11 protein-coding genes are annotated in these 16,484 nt (G+C 74.3%); 4 read left to right on the forward strand and 7 right to left on the reverse strand.

The genetic code is table 11. The annotated features are described in order from the left end of the window. Positions 1-12 precede the first annotated feature (12 nt). Both ABD191_RS16775 and ABD191_RS16780 read left to right on the forward strand, forming a co-directional pair. Entirely contained in the window at positions 13-804 is a 792-nt protein-coding gene (locus ABD191_RS16775; protein WP_344082610.1) for a hypothetical protein, read from the forward strand. A 120-nt stretch (positions 805-924) separates the two neighbouring features. Further along, on the forward strand, positions 925-1,767 hold the full coding sequence (locus ABD191_RS16780; RefSeq protein ID WP_344082612.1) for a PspA/IM30 family protein: 843 nt from the start codon (positions 925-927) through the stop codon (positions 1,765-1,767). A 702-nt stretch (positions 1,768-2,469) separates the two neighbouring features. On the opposite strand, the gene ABD191_RS16785 is transcribed toward ABD191_RS16780, so the two are convergent. Both ABD191_RS16785 and ABD191_RS16790 read right to left on the reverse strand, forming a co-directional pair. After that, complete coding sequence (locus ABD191_RS16785; RefSeq protein ID WP_344082614.1) at positions 2,470-3,270, reverse strand: DNA-formamidopyrimidine glycosylase family protein; 801 nt, start codon at positions 3,268-3,270, stop codon at positions 2,470-2,472. Positions 3,271-3,328: 58 nt separating this feature from the next. After that, on the reverse strand, positions 3,329-4,441 hold the full coding sequence (locus ABD191_RS16790; RefSeq protein WP_344082616.1) for an acyltransferase family protein: 1,113 nt from the start codon (positions 4,439-4,441) through the stop codon (positions 3,329-3,331). 116 nt (positions 4,442-4,557) lie between these two features. Between ABD191_RS16790 and ABD191_RS16795 the strand changes: the two genes are divergently transcribed. Both ABD191_RS16795 and ABD191_RS16800 read left to right on the forward strand, forming a co-directional pair. Further along, the gene (locus ABD191_RS16795; protein WP_344082618.1) at positions 4,558-5,337 is read left to right on the forward strand and encodes a maleylpyruvate isomerase family mycothiol-dependent enzyme; all 780 of its coding nucleotides are present in this window, start codon (positions 4,558-4,560) and stop codon (positions 5,335-5,337) included. Between the two features lie 22 nt (positions 5,338-5,359). Next, positions 5,360-6,289 carry an LLM class F420-dependent oxidoreductase gene (locus ABD191_RS16800; RefSeq protein WP_344082620.1) on the forward strand — a complete coding sequence of 310 codons (930 nt, stop codon included), beginning with the start codon at positions 5,360-5,362 and terminating at the stop codon, positions 6,287-6,289. A 9-nt stretch (positions 6,290-6,298) separates the two neighbouring features. Here ABD191_RS16800 and ABD191_RS16805 read toward each other — a convergent pair whose 3' ends face one another. From ABD191_RS16805 to ABD191_RS16825, 5 genes are all read right to left on the reverse strand, one after another. Then, a complete protein-coding gene (locus ABD191_RS16805; RefSeq protein WP_344082622.1) occupies positions 6,299-8,620 on the reverse strand; it encodes a transglycosylase domain-containing protein in 2,322 nt (773 codons plus the stop codon). A gap of 106 nt (positions 8,621-8,726) precedes the next feature. After that, positions 8,727-9,695, reverse strand: coding sequence for a quinone oxidoreductase family protein (locus ABD191_RS16810; RefSeq protein WP_344082624.1), 969 nt, complete (start codon positions 9,693-9,695; stop codon positions 8,727-8,729). Next, on the reverse strand, positions 9,692-14,506 hold the full coding sequence (locus ABD191_RS16815) for an ATP-dependent helicase (RefSeq protein ID WP_425560734.1): 4,815 nt from the start codon (positions 14,504-14,506) through the stop codon (positions 9,692-9,694). The genes ABD191_RS16810 and ABD191_RS16815 overlap by 4 nt, the downstream gene beginning before the upstream one ends. 21 nt (positions 14,507-14,527) lie before the next feature. Further along, on the reverse strand, positions 14,528-15,193 hold the full coding sequence (gene leuE, locus ABD191_RS16820) for a leucine efflux protein LeuE (RefSeq protein WP_344082670.1): 666 nt from the start codon (positions 15,191-15,193) through the stop codon (positions 14,528-14,530). Then, complete coding sequence (locus ABD191_RS16825; protein ID WP_344082628.1) at positions 15,193-16,461, reverse strand: bifunctional pyridoxamine 5'-phosphate oxidase family protein/GNAT family N-acetyltransferase; 1,269 nt, start codon at positions 16,459-16,461, stop codon at positions 15,193-15,195. Before ABD191_RS16825 ends, leuE begins: the two co-directional genes overlap by 1 nt. Positions 16,462-16,484: the final 23 nt, after the last annotated feature.

Raw genomic sequence — 16,484 nt, forward strand, 5'->3', positions numbered from 1 at the left:
ACAATGGCCGCCGTGACCCTCAGGGAGCAGCTGACCGACCCGTGGGCCCTGGCGGCCGCGGGCCTCCTCGGCGGCCTCGGCGCCGCCGTGACCGCCGCCCTGGCCAGCCCGGCGATCCTGGCCCTGCCGGTCGGGTTCGGGATCGCCGGCGCCGTCTACGGCGTCAACGCGGTGCTCGGCGGCGTGGGTCGGCGGCGCTCCGCGGTCGCGGCGCCCGGGTTGCCCGCGCCCGCCCCGGGCGGGGCGGCCGACGGCTGGCTGCGGCGTGCCGAGGCGGCCCTGCGCACGCTGCACCAACAGACCGAGTCGCCCGCCGACCCGGTGCTGCGCGGCCAGATCGCCGACATCGACGACCAGGCCGCCGAGGCCGTCGCCGACCTGCGCCGGCTCGCCGGGCAGGTGACGCTCGTCGAGCAGGCGGCCGACCGGGTCGCCGCCGGCCGGCTGCGGGAGGAGGCCGCCGCGATCGACGCGGCCCTGGCCCGCACGCCCGCCGGGCCGGTACGCGACGAGCAGCTGCGCTCCCGGCAGGCCATCATCGACCAGCTGGAGGTGGCCCGCCGGCTCGCCGACAGCCGGTCGGCGCTGCTCGCCCGGATGCAGGCGGCCGTCCTGGGCCTCGAAGGCCTGGTCGCCCGCATGTCGGAGCTGCTGGCGCTGCACGCCACGACGGAGGGCGGCTCGCTGACCGCCCGCCGCGTCGCCGAGCTGGCCGGCGAGCTCGACGGGATGCGCGCCGGCCTGGCCGAGGCGGCCGAGGTCTCGCGGAAGGCCCTCGCCGACCCCGACGCCGGGCCGCGGTGACTTTCCGGCTTACGTCGGCGTGACGGGTGTGGCACTGGGCTGCCAGGATGTAGGGGGACCGGTGGCTACGGCCGGGGCCGGCGTCGGCCGGGTTGATGCCGCAGAGAGGACATGGACAACATGGCGAATCCGTTCGTCAAGGGCTGGAAGTACCTGATGGCGCTGTTCGGTTCCAAGATCGATGAGCACGCCGACCCGAAGGTGCAGATCCAGCAGGCGATCGAGGACGCGCAGCGGCAGCATCAGGCGCTCGTCCAGCAGGCCGCCGCCGTCATCGGCAACCAGCGCCAGCTTGAACTCAAGCTCAACCGCACGCTCGGCGAGGTCGAGAACCTCCAGGCGTCCACCCGTCAGGCCCTCGTGCTCGCCGACAAGGCCCGCGCCGGCGGCGACGCCAAGAAGGCCGACGAGTACGAACAGACCGCGCAGACCTTCGCCAGCCAGCTGGTCGCCACCGAACAGTCGCTGGAGGACCTCAAGTCCCTGCACGACCAGGCGCTCGGCGCCGCCGAGCAGGCGCGCAAGGCCGTGGAGAACAACGCCATGCTCCTGCAGCAGAAGCTCGCCGAGCGCACCAAGCTGCTCAGCCAGCTGGAGCAGGCCAAGATGCAGGAGACGGTCGCCAGGTCGATCGAGACGATGAACGACACCGTCCGCCCGTCCGGCACGACACCGTCGCTCAGCGAGGTCCGCGACAAGATCGAAAAGCGGTACGCGACCGCGCTGGGCCGCGCCGAGCTGGCCAGCAACTCCCTGGAGGGCCGCCGCCTCGAGGTCCAGAAGGCCACCCTCGACATGGCCGGCGCCAGCCGCCTCGAGGAGATCCGGGCCGCCATGAACCCGCAGGTCGCCGCCGGTGAGGACAAGCCGGCCATCGAGCAGTCCGGCGACAACGCCGCCGTCACCCGTCTCGACGAGATCCGCGCGAGCATGAAGGACAAGGCCGCCGGCGACTCGGCCTGACCGCTGTGCATCGCCGCGAACGGCGTCGCCTCCACGCGGGGCGGCGCCGTTTTAGTGCGTTACGGGGTCTCGTGCAGGTCGGCGGGCGGGGTGCGTGGGGAGGCGGCGTGCCGGGGAGGAGGCGTGCGGGCGGGTACGTGCGGACGGGGCGCGTGCGGGGTCGGCTGGGCGGACAGGTGTGCGGCAGGGCGGGCTCGGGCGGGTGGGTTCGGGTGGGCACCGTGACGTCGCCAAAGGTGTGCTTTTGGTGGGGGTGGGGTGCGGTGATGTCGCCAAAGGTCTGCTTCTGGTGGGGTGGGGCGTGGTGATGTCGCCAAAGGCGCGACTTTGGCGGACGTGGGGCGTGGTGATGTCGCCAAAGGCGCGACTTTGGCGGACGTGGGGTGCGGTGATGTCGCCAAAGGCGCGACTTTGGCGGACGTGGGGTGCGGTGATGTCGCCAAAGGCGCGACTTTGGCGGTGGGTTGGCGGGTGCGGCTGCGGGCGCGTTCGCCAGAAGAACGCTTTCGGCAGGTGCAGCGCCATCGTGGTGCGATTTGACCCGAATGAGTATCAAGGATTGATCATGACGGTAGATCTTCGGGCTAAATGGTTCCTATAGCGACCGTTTGGCCCGAAGATCCGCTCGTCCGCTCGTCCGCTCGTCCGCTCGTCCGCTCGTCCGCTCGTCCGCTCGTTGGGTCGACCCGGCCGCCCGTCGGGTCAGTCTGTCCGGGGCTGGCAGTGGGGGCACCAGTAGGTGACCCGGTCGCCGGTGTCGTCGCGGGCGACGGGGGTGCCGCAACGGCGGCAGGAGGCGCGGCCGCGGCCGTACACGTAGGTTCCCTCGCCCCGGCGCAGCGAGCCGGTGGTGACCTGGGTCCACCGGCCGCGGTTGGCGGCCAGCATGCGCTGGGCGACCGTGAGGAGGCCGGGGAGGTCGTCGACCTGCCACACCGGGGTCCACGGCCACACGCCGCGTACGAAAAGGATCTCGCATTTGTACAGGTTGCCGACGCCGGCGAGGTTGGTCTGGTCGAGCAGGGCCTCGGCGATGGGGCGGGTGGGGGTCTTCCGCAGCCGGCGAACGGCCTCGTCGAGGTCCCAGCCGCCGGGCTCGGCCGGGTCGCCGAGCAGATCGGGGCCGAGATGGCCGACGAGCTTCTCCTCGTCCTCGGTGGGCACGATGGTGAGGTCGTGCAGGTGGAACCCGACGGCGACCGTGGACGCCGCGCGCAGGACGACGCGGATGAGGTGGGACTGGCGCCCTCGCCACGCCTCGCCGGGGGCGAACACGCGCCAGGCACCGTCCATGCGCAGGTGGGAGTGGATCGTGAGGGCGTCGTCGCCGGTGACCCGCAGCAGCAGGTGCTTGCCGCGGCTCACGCTCTCGTGCACCGTCCAGCCGGACAGGTCGACCGTGGCCAGGTCCGGGACCCGGAAGTCGCTGTGCCGGATTGTGTCACCGGCGAGCGCCCGGTGCAGCATGCGGGCCGTGTTCCATACCGTGTCACCCTCCGGCATGGCTCCATCGTGTCACAGGCTTCTATTCAGCTCTGTTGCTGACCTGTGACGGAGTGGGTCAGTCCGCCGGACGGGGGGTCGGCTCGACCACCGGGCGGCGCACCCACTGGCGGCCGAAGATGTAGATCACCGGCAGGGTGCACAGCAGCGGCAGGAGGACGGCCAGTGGCCGGGCCAGCCACCAACGCAGGTCGGGCTGACCGTCGTCAAGGTCGTCGCCGAAGAAGCGCCACATGATGAAGCGGGCGATGGCCATGCCGGTGGTGTGGAACAGGAACAGCGGCAGGGCGAAGCGGTTGATGGTCTGGTTGACCAGTTCCCAGCGCGGCCGCTCCAGGCGCGCGGTGACCGCCGGGCGCAGCACCTCGGCCACGCCGATCTGGAAGACGAGCAGCGCCACCATGACGAAGGTGGGCGGGGCCATGTTGGAGAACCGCTCCCCGGGGACCCCCACCATCGAGCCGGGGTACAGGCCCGAGCCGACCAGGCCGGCCAGGCCGAACAGGCCGCCCCACAGCAGCGACCAGTCGCCCTGGCGGGGCAGGGCGACGACGTTGTCGTAGAAGAACCCGGCCTGGTGGGCCAGCGCCCACACGAGCAGCATGTTGACCCAGCCCATGGACTCCATGTGGAAGTGGAACCGGGCCACGTCGACGCACATCGCGAGGCCGGCGAGCCACACGAGGGTCAGCATGCCGAAGCGGCGGTGCAGCCACAGCGCGGCGGGCAGCAGGGCGATGAGCCCCAGGTACACCGCGAGGAACCACAGTGGGCTGACGATGAGCTTCACGACCCGGCCCGTGCCGGCGAGGTTGAAGTACGACCCGGCGACCGCGCCGACCGCGAGCCACGTGGCGAGCAGCAGCGCCCCGGGTACGGCCAGTTGGCGCAACCGCTTGACGACGAACGAACCGAGTCCCACGCCCCGCGAGCGCGCCCGCTCCCAGGACTTCAGGTGCACGTACCCGCCGATGTAGAAGAACAACGGCATCACCTGGAACAGCCACGTGAGCAGCCAGAAGCCGTCCATGAAGCCGAGCGGGCTGGTGGCGCGCGGCCCGTCGGCGCGCCAGCTCAGGATGGTGAAGGCCCAGTGCCACACGACGACGACGATGAGGCTCACCGCGCGGAGCAGGTCCACATAGGCGTTGCGGTGCCCGGGACTTGTCACGACCTAGGAGGATGGCACGTCAGGCGGTTTCCGTCGACCCTCGTGGGCCACGTCACGTTGGTTCGCACCGGCATGGCGGGGTTGCGCCAGGTGTGCCGGATAGCAACCATGCTGGCATGTCATCGACCCAACCGGCCGTCGCCGCGTGGCGGCACTCCCTCGACGCGGTGCTCGACCTGGGGGAGCAGCTCACCGACGAGGAGTGGCTGGCCCGCACGGAGTGTCCGGAATGGTCGGTCGGCGACGTGTACTCGCACCTCATCGGCTCCGAGCTGTGGATGGTCGCGGGCCACCCGCGCCCGGACAGTTACCGGGCGTGGTCGCGGCGTCCGGTCGTGGCGCGGCGCGGCATGTCGCGTGAGGAGATCCTCGATGAGCTTCATGACGTGTACGCGCAGCGCAAGGCGCAACTGCGGGCGTACCCGCCGCAGCCGGGCGGTCCGGCCGTCACCGCGCAGGGCCAGCCGATCACGGTGGGCTTCCTGCTCATGGTGCGGGCGTTCGACACGTGGGTGCACGAGCAGGACATCCGCCGGGCCACGGGCCGGCGCGGCAACCTGGCCTCGCCGGGGGCGTTCATCGCCCGCGACCTGTTCCTGGGGTCGCTGCCGCGGATCGTGGCCCGCGATGCGCGGGCCGAGCCGGGCCAGGTGTTCCGCCTGACGGTGACCGGACCGGTGGCGTTCGACGAGGCCGTGACGGTCGACGCCGACCGGCGGGGTCACCTGGAGGCGCCGGTCGCCGCCGGCCCGTCGACGGCGCACGTGACCGTGGAGTGGGAGTCGTTCGCCCGGCTGGCCTGCGGGCGCATCGAGCCGCACGACGCGGACGGCGAGGTGTCCGGGGACGGCCGGTTCGCCGCGCGCGTCCTCACCCATCTGGTGATCACGCCGTAGCCGGGCCTGCGAGAATGCGCCCGTGCGGATGACTGTCTTCATCGAGCCCCAGTTCGGGGCCACCTACGACGACCAGCTCCGGATCGCGCGGCGCGCGCAGGAGTGCGGCTACGACGCGTTCTTCCGGTCCGATCACTACCTGACCATGCGGGCCGACGGCGGCCTGCCCGGGCCGACGGACGCGTGGGTCACCCTCGCCGGCCTGGCCCGCGAGACGTCCGGCATCCGGCTCGGCACCATGGTGACGTCGGCGACGTTCCGGCTGCCCGGACCGCTGGCGATCAGCGCGGCGCAGGTCGACCAGATGAGCGGCGGCCGGGTCGAGCTGGGCCTCGGCGCGGGTTGGTTCCTCGCCGAGCATGAGGCGTACGGCATCCCGTTCCCGCCGCTGGGGGAGCGCTTCGACCGGCTCACCGAGCAGCTGGAGATCATCACCGGGATGTGGGCGACCCCGGTGGGGGAGACGTTCGCCTACGACGGTCGCCATTACCAGGTGACCGGCTCGCCGGCGCTGCCCAAGCCGGCGCAGCGCCCCGCCCCGACGATCATCGTGGGCGGTACGGGCGCCCGGCGTACCCCCGCCCTGGCGGCGCGCTTCGCCGACGAGTTCAACGTGCCCTTCCGGACGCTCGCGGAGACGACCGAGGTGTTCGGTCGGGTCGAGGCCGCCGTCGAGGCCGCCGGGCGGGCCACGCCGCTGGTCTTCTCCGCAGCCCAGACGATCATCTGCGGGCGCACGGACGCGGAGGTGCGCCGCCGTGCCGAGGCGGCCCAGGTGGACGTTGACGATGTGCGTGAGCGCGGGCTCTACGGCACGCCGGCCGAGATCGTCGACCGGCTCGGGGAGTTCGCGCGGGCGGGCGCGCAGCGCGTACACCTGCAGTTCCTTGACCTGGACGATCCCGACCACCTGGACCTGGTCGCGGCCGAGGTGGTCACCCAGCTGGACTGAACCGCGGCCTCAGCGGTCGCCGCGGCCGTTGGTGGCCCGGCCGTTGTCCGTCCGGGCGCGGTCGCTGCGCCGGTCGTCGTTGTCCTGTGGGCCGTCGTTGTCCTGCCGGTCGTCGTCCTGGCGCTGGTCGTTGCCGGGCCGCTCGGTCGGCGTGGCCGGGTCGCTGGGCGGGGCGGAGCGCGGGGTGTCCGGCGCCCGTGTCGGGGTGCCCGCGGTCGACGGCGGCGTGACGACCGTGTCGCCGTAGGCGATGTCGCGGCTGGGGGCGGTGAACGTGGCGGCCGGCTTGCCGGCCAGGTAGGCGGCCATGGTGCGGGCCACGGCCGCGTTCACGGACGGCGCGACCCGCGCGCCGACGACGTCGCGCGGGTTGTCCGGGTTGGCGGCCATGCCGGCGGCGGCGACCTGCGGGGTGTACCCGGCGAAGGTCTCCACCTCGTTGTTGTCCGAGCTGCCGGTCTTGCCGGCCACGTCGCGGCCCACGATGCCGGACACGGCCGTGGCCGTGCCGCCGTCGCAGCGGTGGAACGCCGACTGCTGCCCGACGGGGCAGCGGGCCGCGTCCGTGGCCGCCCGCGCCACGTCCACGTCGATGGCCCGCGCGCAGCTGGGGTTCGCGACGCCCAGGGAGGCGCCGCTGGCGTCCTTGATGGACGTCACCGGCAGCGCCTCGCAGGCCATGCCCTCGGCGGCCACCGTGGCGTACGCGTTGGCGAGGTCGAGCGGGGTCGTGGCGGCCACGCCGAGGGTGAACGAGCCCCAGTCGGCGGCGCTGTTCCCGGCCCGGTCGGCGTCGGCGGCGGACCGGAACGTGATGCCGAGCCGCTGCGCCATCTCGACGGCCTTGTCGGCGCCGACCTGCTGCTCCAGCCAGACGAAGTAGGTGTTGACGGAGCGGCCGAAGCCGTTCCACATGGTGCGGTGACCGTCCATCCAGGACGGTGAGGCGTTGCGGGGGCAGTAGTACCCGTCGCAGGAGGCCGGGCCGCTGGCCGGCCAGCTCGTCCTCAGCCGGGTGGGGGAGTTGAACCCCGTGTTGAGCGGCAGGTCGTTCTCCAGCGCCGCGAGCATCGTGAACATCTTGTACGTGGAGCCCGCCTGGTAGCCGCTCACCGCCGAACTGCCGGCGATCAGCTGGTTGACCGTGTTGGGATAGCTGCGCTGACCCTTCGGGTTCTTCGCGAGGCTGTAGTGGCGGTTGACGGCCATGGCCAGCACGCGGCCGGTGCCGGGCTGCACGGCGGCGATCGGCAGGGCCCGGGCGCTGCCGTAGCCGTACACGGCCAGCGACTGCGCCAGCGCGGCCGCCTGGGTCGTCGGGTCCATCGACGCGACGATCGTGTACCCGCCGCGGCGCAGCGCGGCCTCCCGGTCGTCCGGGGTGTCGCCGAACGTCGCCTGACCCCGCCACCACTGCACGAAGTAGTCGCAGAAGAAGCCCCAGTCGTTGTGCTTGCCCGGCACGGCGGCGCAGCCGTTGGGTGAACCGCCCTTCTTCAGCGTGAGCTTGCTCGCCTTCGCGGCCTCGGCCTGCTCCGCTGAGATCGCCCCGGTGGCGACCATCGAGTCGAGCACGTACGCCCGGCGGGCCAGGGCGGCGTCGGCCGAGCCCGCCAGGGGCGAGTCGGTGTTCGGCGACTGCACGAGCCCGGCGAGCAGGGCGGCCTGCGCCAGGGTGAGCTTCGCGGGGGTGGTGGAGAAGTAGCGCTTGGCCGCGGCGGCGATGCCGTACGCGCCCGCGCCGAAGTACGCGATGTTGAGGTAGTTGGTGAGGATCTCGTCCTTGGTGAGCTTCTTCTCCAGCGCCATCGCGTAGCGCGCCTCGGTGATCTTGCGGGTGGCCGTGGTGGCGGTCGCGGCCTCGCGCTCGGCCTCGCTGAGGCTGGGATCGCTCTTGAGCACGTTGCGCACGTACTGCATGGTCAGCGTCGACGCCCCCTGCTCGACCTCGCCGCTCGTGCCGTTGGCGACGATGGCCCGCACGACGCCGCGCACGTCGACGCCCCCGTGGCGGTAGAAGCCACGGTCCTCCGCCGCGATGATCGCCTGGCGGACCACGTCCGGGATCTGCGCGGAGGGCACGTCGCGCCGGTTCTCCTCGTAGAACGTGGTGATCAGCGTCTTGCCGTCGTTGGCGTACAGGTACGAGGCCTGTGCGGTCGTGGGGCGCAGCAGCACGTCGGGCAGGTCGTCGCCGTGCCCGGTCGCGTACGAGGCCGCCAGGCCGGCCATCGCGCCCACGGGCAGCGCCACGGCGGCGACCATGGCGGTGGCCACGATGGTCACCAGCGCGAAACTGAGCACGATCTTGCGACGGGAGGGCTTGGGCACCCGTCCACCTTTGCCGCGCCGTCGTGCCCCGACCACTGTCCTGACAGAGATCACACGAGACTTTGGCCTGCTCAGGTGGCTTGTGCGAGGTTCGTGCCCGGCTGCGTCAGGGGATCAGCAGCAGTTTGCCGGTCGTGCGCCGGCTGGCCAGGGCGGTGTGGGCGGCCGCCGCGTCGGCGAGCGGGAAGCGCTCGGTCACGGTGACCCGCAGGCTGCCGTCCGCCAGCCGGGCCAGCACGTCGCTGAGCCGTTCGACCAGCTCCTCGCGGGTGCGCAGGTGGTGGCCGAGGCTGGGGCGCGTCACGAAGAACGACCCCTGGGCCAGCCGTGCGATGTCCACCGGCGCCACCACCCCGCTGGCCGAGCCGAAGGTGACCAGTGTGCCCCGCGGGGCCAGGCTGGCGAGGCTGACGTCGAAGGTCGCGCGGCCGACCCCGTCGAAGACGGCGGCGACACCCTCGCCGTCGGTGAGCCGGCGCACCTCCTTGGCCACGTCGTCGTCGTAGCGCAGCACCTCGTCCGCCCCGGCGGCCCGGGCGACCGCCTCCTTCGCGTCCGTCGACACGGTGGCGATCACGCGGGCGCCGAGCGCGTGCGCGTACTGGGTCACCAGCTGGCCCGTGCCGCCCGCCGCCGCGTGCACGAGCACCGTCTGGCCCGGGCGCACCGGGTAGCTGGCGTGCGTGAGGTAGTGCGCGGTCGCCCCCTGCAGCATCGAGGCCGCCGCCAGCTCCTCGCTGACGTCGTCGGGGAGCGTCACCACGTGCGCGGCCGGCAGCTTCACGTGGTCGGCGTACGAGCCGAGGTCGTTGCACCAGCCGACCCGGTCGCCGACCCGGAGGTCCGGCACGTCCGGGCCGACCGCGACGATCGTGCCGGCGCCCTCCACGCCCGGCACGAACGGCAGCGGCTGCGGGTAGGCGCCCGTGCGGTGATAGATGTCGATGAAGTTGACCCCGCTCGCCGCCGCCCGCACGAGCACCTCGCCCGGGCCGGGTTCCGGGGTGGGCAGCTCGGCCGGGACGAGCACCTCCGGCCCGCCGTAGGTCTGGATCTGGATCGCCTGCGTCGTCATGCCCGTAACCGTAAGCCCCGGGGCGTCGCCCGGAAGCCAGCGGCCGTCAGCGCGTCGGCCAGTGGGGTGGACGCCACAGTCGCGCCGTCGGCGCGTTCCACGGACATCGCGCCGAGCGCGCCGGTGCGTACGGCGTCGGCCAGGGCCCGCGCGGCGGCGGCGAGCGCGTCGGGATTGTCGACGAACGACAGCAGGGTACGCCCGCCGCGCTCCACGTACAGGGCGAGATCGCCGCCGACGGTCACCACGAGGGCGCCCGCCCGCCGTCCCGGCCGGTGGCCGGCCGGGTCCCCGTCGCCGGCCGCCACGACCCGCTCGGGCCAGGGCAGCGCCCCGCCGTACGGGTTGGCCGGGTCGGTGGCCGCGAGCACGAGCGCCCGCCCGGGCCCGGCGGCGTCGCGACCCGGCTGCTCCGGCACCCGGCGCGGGATCCGGTCGGACAGCGGCTGCCCGCCGCCGTCCGGCGGGGTCGCCCACGGGTCATCCGCCCAGGCCGGCGGCCCGTCCGGCGCGCCGCCCCGGCGCCGGGTGAGGCGGTCTCCCGGCGGGACGCCGGGCGCGGCCGCCGGGCGGTCGGTGAGGCGGTCGGTGTCGCGCTCGGCGAGGGAGCGCAGCCGGTCCACCGCGCCCGGCACCGCGAACTGGGCCGCGCCCAGGCCCTCGACGAAGTAGCCGCGGCGGGCCGCGCCGCGCTCCTCCATGGCGGCCAGCACCGGGTAGACGCCCGCGAAGCCGCCCGGCGGACCCTCCGCCGCCACGGCCCCCCGGGTCACCACGCCGTGCCGCTCCAGCAGCGCGTCCGCGAGAGCGGTCGCCCGGCGGGTGGGGTCGAGGTCGCGCTCGGGCAGCGCGTACCACCGGCCGGCCGCGTGCGGGGCACCCGAGCGCAGCGACGCGAGACTGCGCCCGCCGGTCAGCCCGCGCGCGCGGGCGTAGCGGGCGCGGGGTGCCGGGCGGGAGCGGTGTGCGCCGCCGCCGGCGAGCAGGCCGCGCACCGGGGCGAGGGTGTCGTTGGAGACCTGGCCGGCCCACACGAGGTCCCAGACGGCGGCGAGCAGGTCGTCGTCGTCCACCGCGCCGACGGCGCCGGAGAGCTGGCGGAAGAACAGCGCCTGGCCGCCGCGCAGCGCGCCGAGGACCGCCTCGTGCACGGGCCCGAGCGCCAGCTCGGTGTCCGGTGGCGGGAGCAGCAGCGGCGCGGCCTCGGCCCAGGCGAACGCGAGCCAGCCGTCGCCGGCCACCCCGCGCGCGCCGGCCGCCCCGCCGCCGAGCGGGCCGGCGCCCGCCCAGATCACCTCGCCGGAGGCGCACAGCTCGTCGAGGAACGCGGGCGAGTAGTCGGCCACCCGCGCGGGAAGCACCAGCCGCTCCCACGCGGACGCCGGCACGGGCACGCCCTGGAGCTGCTCGATGGCCGCGGCGACGGCCTCGACCCCGCGGGCGTTCGCGCCGACCTGCTGCCAGGCCGGCAGGAACTGGGCCAGCGTGCGCGGCGGCACGGGCTCGATCTCGTGCCGCAGCGCGGCCAACGACCGGCGGCGGAGCAGCCGCAGCACCTCGGCGTCGCACCACTCGGCGCCCTCGCCGCCGCCGGGGGTGAACTCGCCCGCCACGACCCGCCCGGTAGCGGCGAGCCGGCGCAGCGCCTGGTCGACGACGAACGTGCCCAGGCCGAAGCGTCGCCCCACGGCCTCGGCCGTGAACGGCCCGTGGCTGCGCGCGTACCGGGCCAGCAGGTCGGCGAGCGGGTCGGCCACCGGTTCGAGGTAGGCCTGCGCCAGGCCGACGGGCAGGGCCACGCCGAGCGCGTCGCGGTAGCGGCCCGCGTCCTCGGCGGCGATCCACCGCGCCTCGCCGGCGACCCGCACCTCGACCGCGCGCCGGGCCGCGCCCAGCTCGGCCAGCCAGGCCGGGTCGCCGCCGCGCTCGGCGAACTCGGCGCCCGACAGGTCACCCAGCAGCCGCAGCAGCTCGGCCGCGTCCTCCGCGTCGCGCGGCGTGCGGGCCTCGTCGAGCCACTGCAGCCGCCGGCCCGTCTCCGCGACGACCTCCGGGTCGAGCAGCTCGCGCAGCTCCACCCGGCCGAGCAGCTCGCCCAGCAGGGTCGCGTCCAACGACAGGGCGGCCGCGCGCCGCTCCGCGAGCGGCACGTCGCCGCCGTAGAGGAACACCCCCACGTATCCGAACAGCAGCGACCGCGCGAACGGCGACGGGGCCGGTGTCTCCACCTCGACGAGGCGCACCTTGCGCGCGGCCAGGTCGCGCATGAGCCCGGTCAGGCCGGGCACGTCGAGCACGTCCTGCAGGCACTCGCGGGCGGCCTCCAGGGTGACCGGGAAGTCGGCGTAGTCGCGTGCCACGTCGAGCAGTTGTGCGGCCCGCTGGCGCTGCTGCCACAGCGGCTGGCGCCGGCGGGGGTCGCGGCGGGGCAGCAGCAGCGAGCGGGCGGCGCACTCGCGGAACCGGGCGGCGAACATCGCGGACGTGCCGACGCTGTCGCGGACCAGCTCGTCGATCTCGTCGGGGTCGAAGGCGACCAGGTCGGCGCCGGGCGGGGTGTCGACCACGTCGGGCAGGCGCACCACGATGCCGTCGTCGCTGGGCAGCACCTGCGCGTCCACCCCGTACCGCTCGGCGAGGCGGCGGCCGATCGCGAGCGCCCAGCCGCCGTTGACCTGGGCGCCGAGCACGCAGTGCACCGCCAGGCGCCAGTCGCCCAGCTCGTCGCGGAACCGTTCCACCACGATCGTGCGGTCGTCGGGCAGCGACCGGGTCGCTGCCCGCTGCTCGTCCACATAGGCCAGCAGGTTGTCGGCGGCCCACGCGTCGAGGCCGTCCGCGAGCAGCTCCTGTCGGGCCTTGTCGGGCCCGGAGCGCACGAGCTGGCGCAGCGTGACGCCGATCGCGCGGCCCAGCTCGACCGGGCGGCCGGGCTGGTCGCCCTTCCAGAACGGCATCCGCGCGGGCGCGCCCGGGGCGGGGGAGACGAGGACCCGGTCGGGCGTGATCTCCTCGATGCGCCACGAGGTGGAGCCGAGCAGGAACACGTCGCCGACCCGCGACTCGTAGACCATCTCCTCGTCGAGCTCGCCGACCCGGGCGGCGCGCTCCGCGCCGGCCAGGAAGACGCCGAACATGCCCCGGTCGGGGATGGTGCCGCCGCTCGTCACCGCCAGGCGCTGCGCCCCGGGCCGCGCCGTGAGCACGTCGGCCGCGCGGTCCCACACGACGCGGGGCCGCAGCTCGGCGAACGCCGTGGACGGGTAGCGCCCGGACAGCATGTCGAGCACGGCGTCGAGCGCCGAGCCGGGCAGCTCGGCGAACGGCGCGGCCCGCCGGACGAGGGCCGCCAGCTCCGGCACCGCCCACGGCTCCATCGACACCATGGCCACGACCTGCTGGGCGAGCACGTCGAGCGGGTTGCGGGGGTAGCGCAGCTCCTCGATGGCGCCGTCGGCCATCCGCCGGCCCACGACCGCGCAGGACAGCAGGTCGCCCCGGTGCTTCGGGAAGACCACGCCCCGGGACACGGCGCCCACCTGGTGGCCGGCCCGGCCCACCCGCTGAAGGCCGGCGGCCACGCTGGGGGGCGCCTCGATCTGCACGACGAGGTCGACCGACCCCATGTCGATGCCCAGCTCCAGCGAGCTGGTGGCCACGACGGCCGGCAGCCGGCCGGACTTGAGCGCCTCCTCGATGTGCTTGCGTTCCTCGCGCGACACGCTGCCGTGATGGGCGCGGGCCACCTGCGGCACGGCGCCCGCGGCGACGGCCGACTGGGCCATGAGCTGGGCGGGGGCGCCCCACCGACCGGCCGGGCCGCCGACGAGGTCGGCCAGGGGCACGGGCTCGCCGCCGCGCGGCGCGTCGGCGAGCGCGCCGGTGGCCCGCGCCTCGGCCAGCTCGTTGAGCCGCGCGCAGAGCCGCTCGGCCAGGCGCCGGGAGTTCGCGAACACGATCGTCGACCGGTGCGCCTCGATGAGGTCGAGGACGCGCTCCTCCACGGCCGGCCAGATCGAGGCGCGGGTGGCGCCGTCGACGTCCGTCTGGTCGCCCAGCTCCGTCATGTCGGGCACCGGGACCTCGACGCTGACCTCGATCGTCTTAGGGGTGGGCGGGCGCACCACCTCGACGGCCGCCGCGCCGCCCAGGAACCGGGCCACCTCGTCGACCGGCCGCACGGTGGCCGACAGGCCGATGCGCTGCGCGGGCCGGGGCAGCAGCGCGTCCAGGCGCTCCAGGGACAGCGCCAGGTGGGCGCCGCGCTTGGTGGCCGCGACCGCGTGCACCTCGTCGACAATCACGGTCTCGACGCCCCGCAGCGAGTCGCGCGCCCCCGAGGTGAGCAGCAGGAACAGCGACTCCGGCGTGGTGATGAGGATGTCGGGCGGGGTGCGGTTGAAGGCCCGCCGCTCGTCGGCCGGGGTGTCGCCCGTACGCATGCCCACGGAGATGTCGGGCGGCGCCACGCCCAGCCGGGCGGCCGCCTGCCGCATGCCGGCCAGCGGGGCGCGCAGGTTGCGCTCCACGTCCACCGCGAGGGCCTTGAGCGGGCTGACGTAGAGCACCCGGCAGCGCTGCCGGGGCTCGGCCGGCACCGGCTCGCCGGCCAACCGGTCGAGCGCCCACAGGAACGCGGCCAGGGTCTTGCCGGATCCCGTGGGCGCCACGACGAGGGCGTGCCGTCCGGCGCTGATCGCCGACCACGCGCCCGCCTGGGCGGGGGTGGGCCCGGCGAAGGCCGAGTCGAACCAGGCCCGGGTCACCTCCCCGAACCTGACCAGCGCGTCTTCGCCACCCACGCGACCCATCCTGCCTCGTGGGTCCGACACTCACCCGAGGGAGGCGGTGGCCAGCTTCACCCCGAACGCGATGAACAGGGCCGCCACGCCCGCCGACAGGGCCGAGGCCAGCCGGCGGCGCTCGCGGAAGTGGTTGGCCAGCACGTTCCCGCCGAAGATCAACGCGGACAGGTACGCCACGCTGCACACCTGCAGGACCGCCCCGAGCACCACGAACGTCAGTGCCGGATAGGCGTAGGACGGGTCGACGAACTGGATGAAGAACGAGACGAAGAACAGGATCGCCTTCGGGTTGATCAGGCTGACCAGCAGCGCCCGCCGGAACGGGTCACGCGCGTGCGCGTGCTCTGCCGCAGTACCCGGAGAGGAAGCGGAACCACCGTGGCGCCACCGGCGGACCGCGGCCCGGGCCATCCCGAGGCCGAGGTACGCCAGATAGGCCGCCCCGGCGTACTTGAGGGCCGTGAACAGCGGCGGGTACGCGCGCAGCGCCGACGCGACGCCGGCCGCCGCCAGCGTCATGAGCACCAGGTCGCCCAGGAACACCCCGGTGGCCGCCCGGTAGCCGCGCCGCACGCCGAAGCGCGCCGCCGTGGCCAGCACGAACATGGAATTCGGCCCGGGCAGCAGCACGATCGCGATCGTGCCGAGCAGGTACGTGAGGGGGTCGGTGACGCCGAGCATGCCGCCCATGATCACTCATCCCGGGCCGGCGGTCGCAGCCGGGAACGCAACGCCGCCCGCGCCGCCGGCCACTCGTCGGCCGTCATCGCGTACAGGACCGAGTCGCGCCACGAGCCGTCCGGCCGCAGCAGGTGGTGACGCAGGACCCCCTCACGCGTGGCGCCGAGGCGCGCGATGGCCGCCTGGGACCGCTCGTTGCGCAGGTCGGTGTGCCACTCCACCCGCTCGGCGACCAGCACCTCGAACGCCCGCTCCAGCAGCAGCAGCTTCGCCTCGGTGTTGATGCCGGTACGCCACCACCGCTTACCGATCATGGTGTACCCGATCGCCAGGTTGCGGTTCGCGACATTGGGCGCGTAGTACGACGTGGTCCCGACGACCTCGCCAGTGCGCGCGCACCGCTTCAGCCACGGCACGCGCGTGCCCTCGTGGTGCGCCGCCAGCGCCTCCGTGATCAACTCTGCCATGGCGTCGACATCGCGGGGCATCGGCCGGGGGATCCACCGGAACACCTCCTCGTCGCCGATCGCGGCGAGCAGCTGCGCGGCGTGCGTCACGTCCAGCGGCTCCAGGATCACGTGGTCGCCGCGCAGGGTGGCGGGGGTCAGCCACGGTGATCGGGCGGGCCTCAGGTAGTCGGGGACCGGCGTGGTCGACCCGGCGACGGGTTCGGGTCGCCCGGCCTTCACGTCCAGGGGCAGTACGCCCGCCCAGTGCGGCAGCCGCTCGTCCTCGGGGTCGTCGCCCGGCCCGCCGGCGCGGGCCTTCACGGACACCTCGACGAGCGGCAGCTTCAGGACGGCGGTCTGCGCGAGCTCCTTGTGGTCCGGCGGGCGGCTGTCGCGGGCCCGACCCGGGGCGACCTTGTCCACGAACGCGGTCAGGGCCGCCAGCTTCTCCGCCGGGTCGGTCACCAGCTGGGCGTCGCCGTGCGCGATCACGCAGCGGTAGTTGGCGCTGTGGCTGAACTGCGACCGCGCCAGCACGAGGCCGTCGAGGTGGGTCACCGTGACGCAGACGGGCAGGCCGTCCGCGCGGGCGGCCAGCATGGGCCGCGAGCCGGTCGAACCGTGCAGGTAGAGGGTGTCGCCCACGCGGGCGTGCAACGTCGGCAGGGTGCGCGGCTCCGGCCGGCCGGTCTCCGGGTCGGGGACCACGAAGCTCAGGTCGCAGTGGTACGCCTCGTCGAGGATCGCGTGGGCGGCGGCCCTGTCGTAGGTCATCCGGTCGCCCTTGCGCAGGCTCGTGGTGCGGGAGGTCTGCTCGTACGTCGCGGTCATCGGCCCGTTTCCCCTCGCGAGTT

The organism is Luedemannella helvata, assembly GCF_039528415.1.
GTDB classification, from domain to species: domain Bacteria; phylum Actinomycetota; class Actinomycetes; order Mycobacteriales; family Micromonosporaceae; genus Luedemannella; species Luedemannella helvata.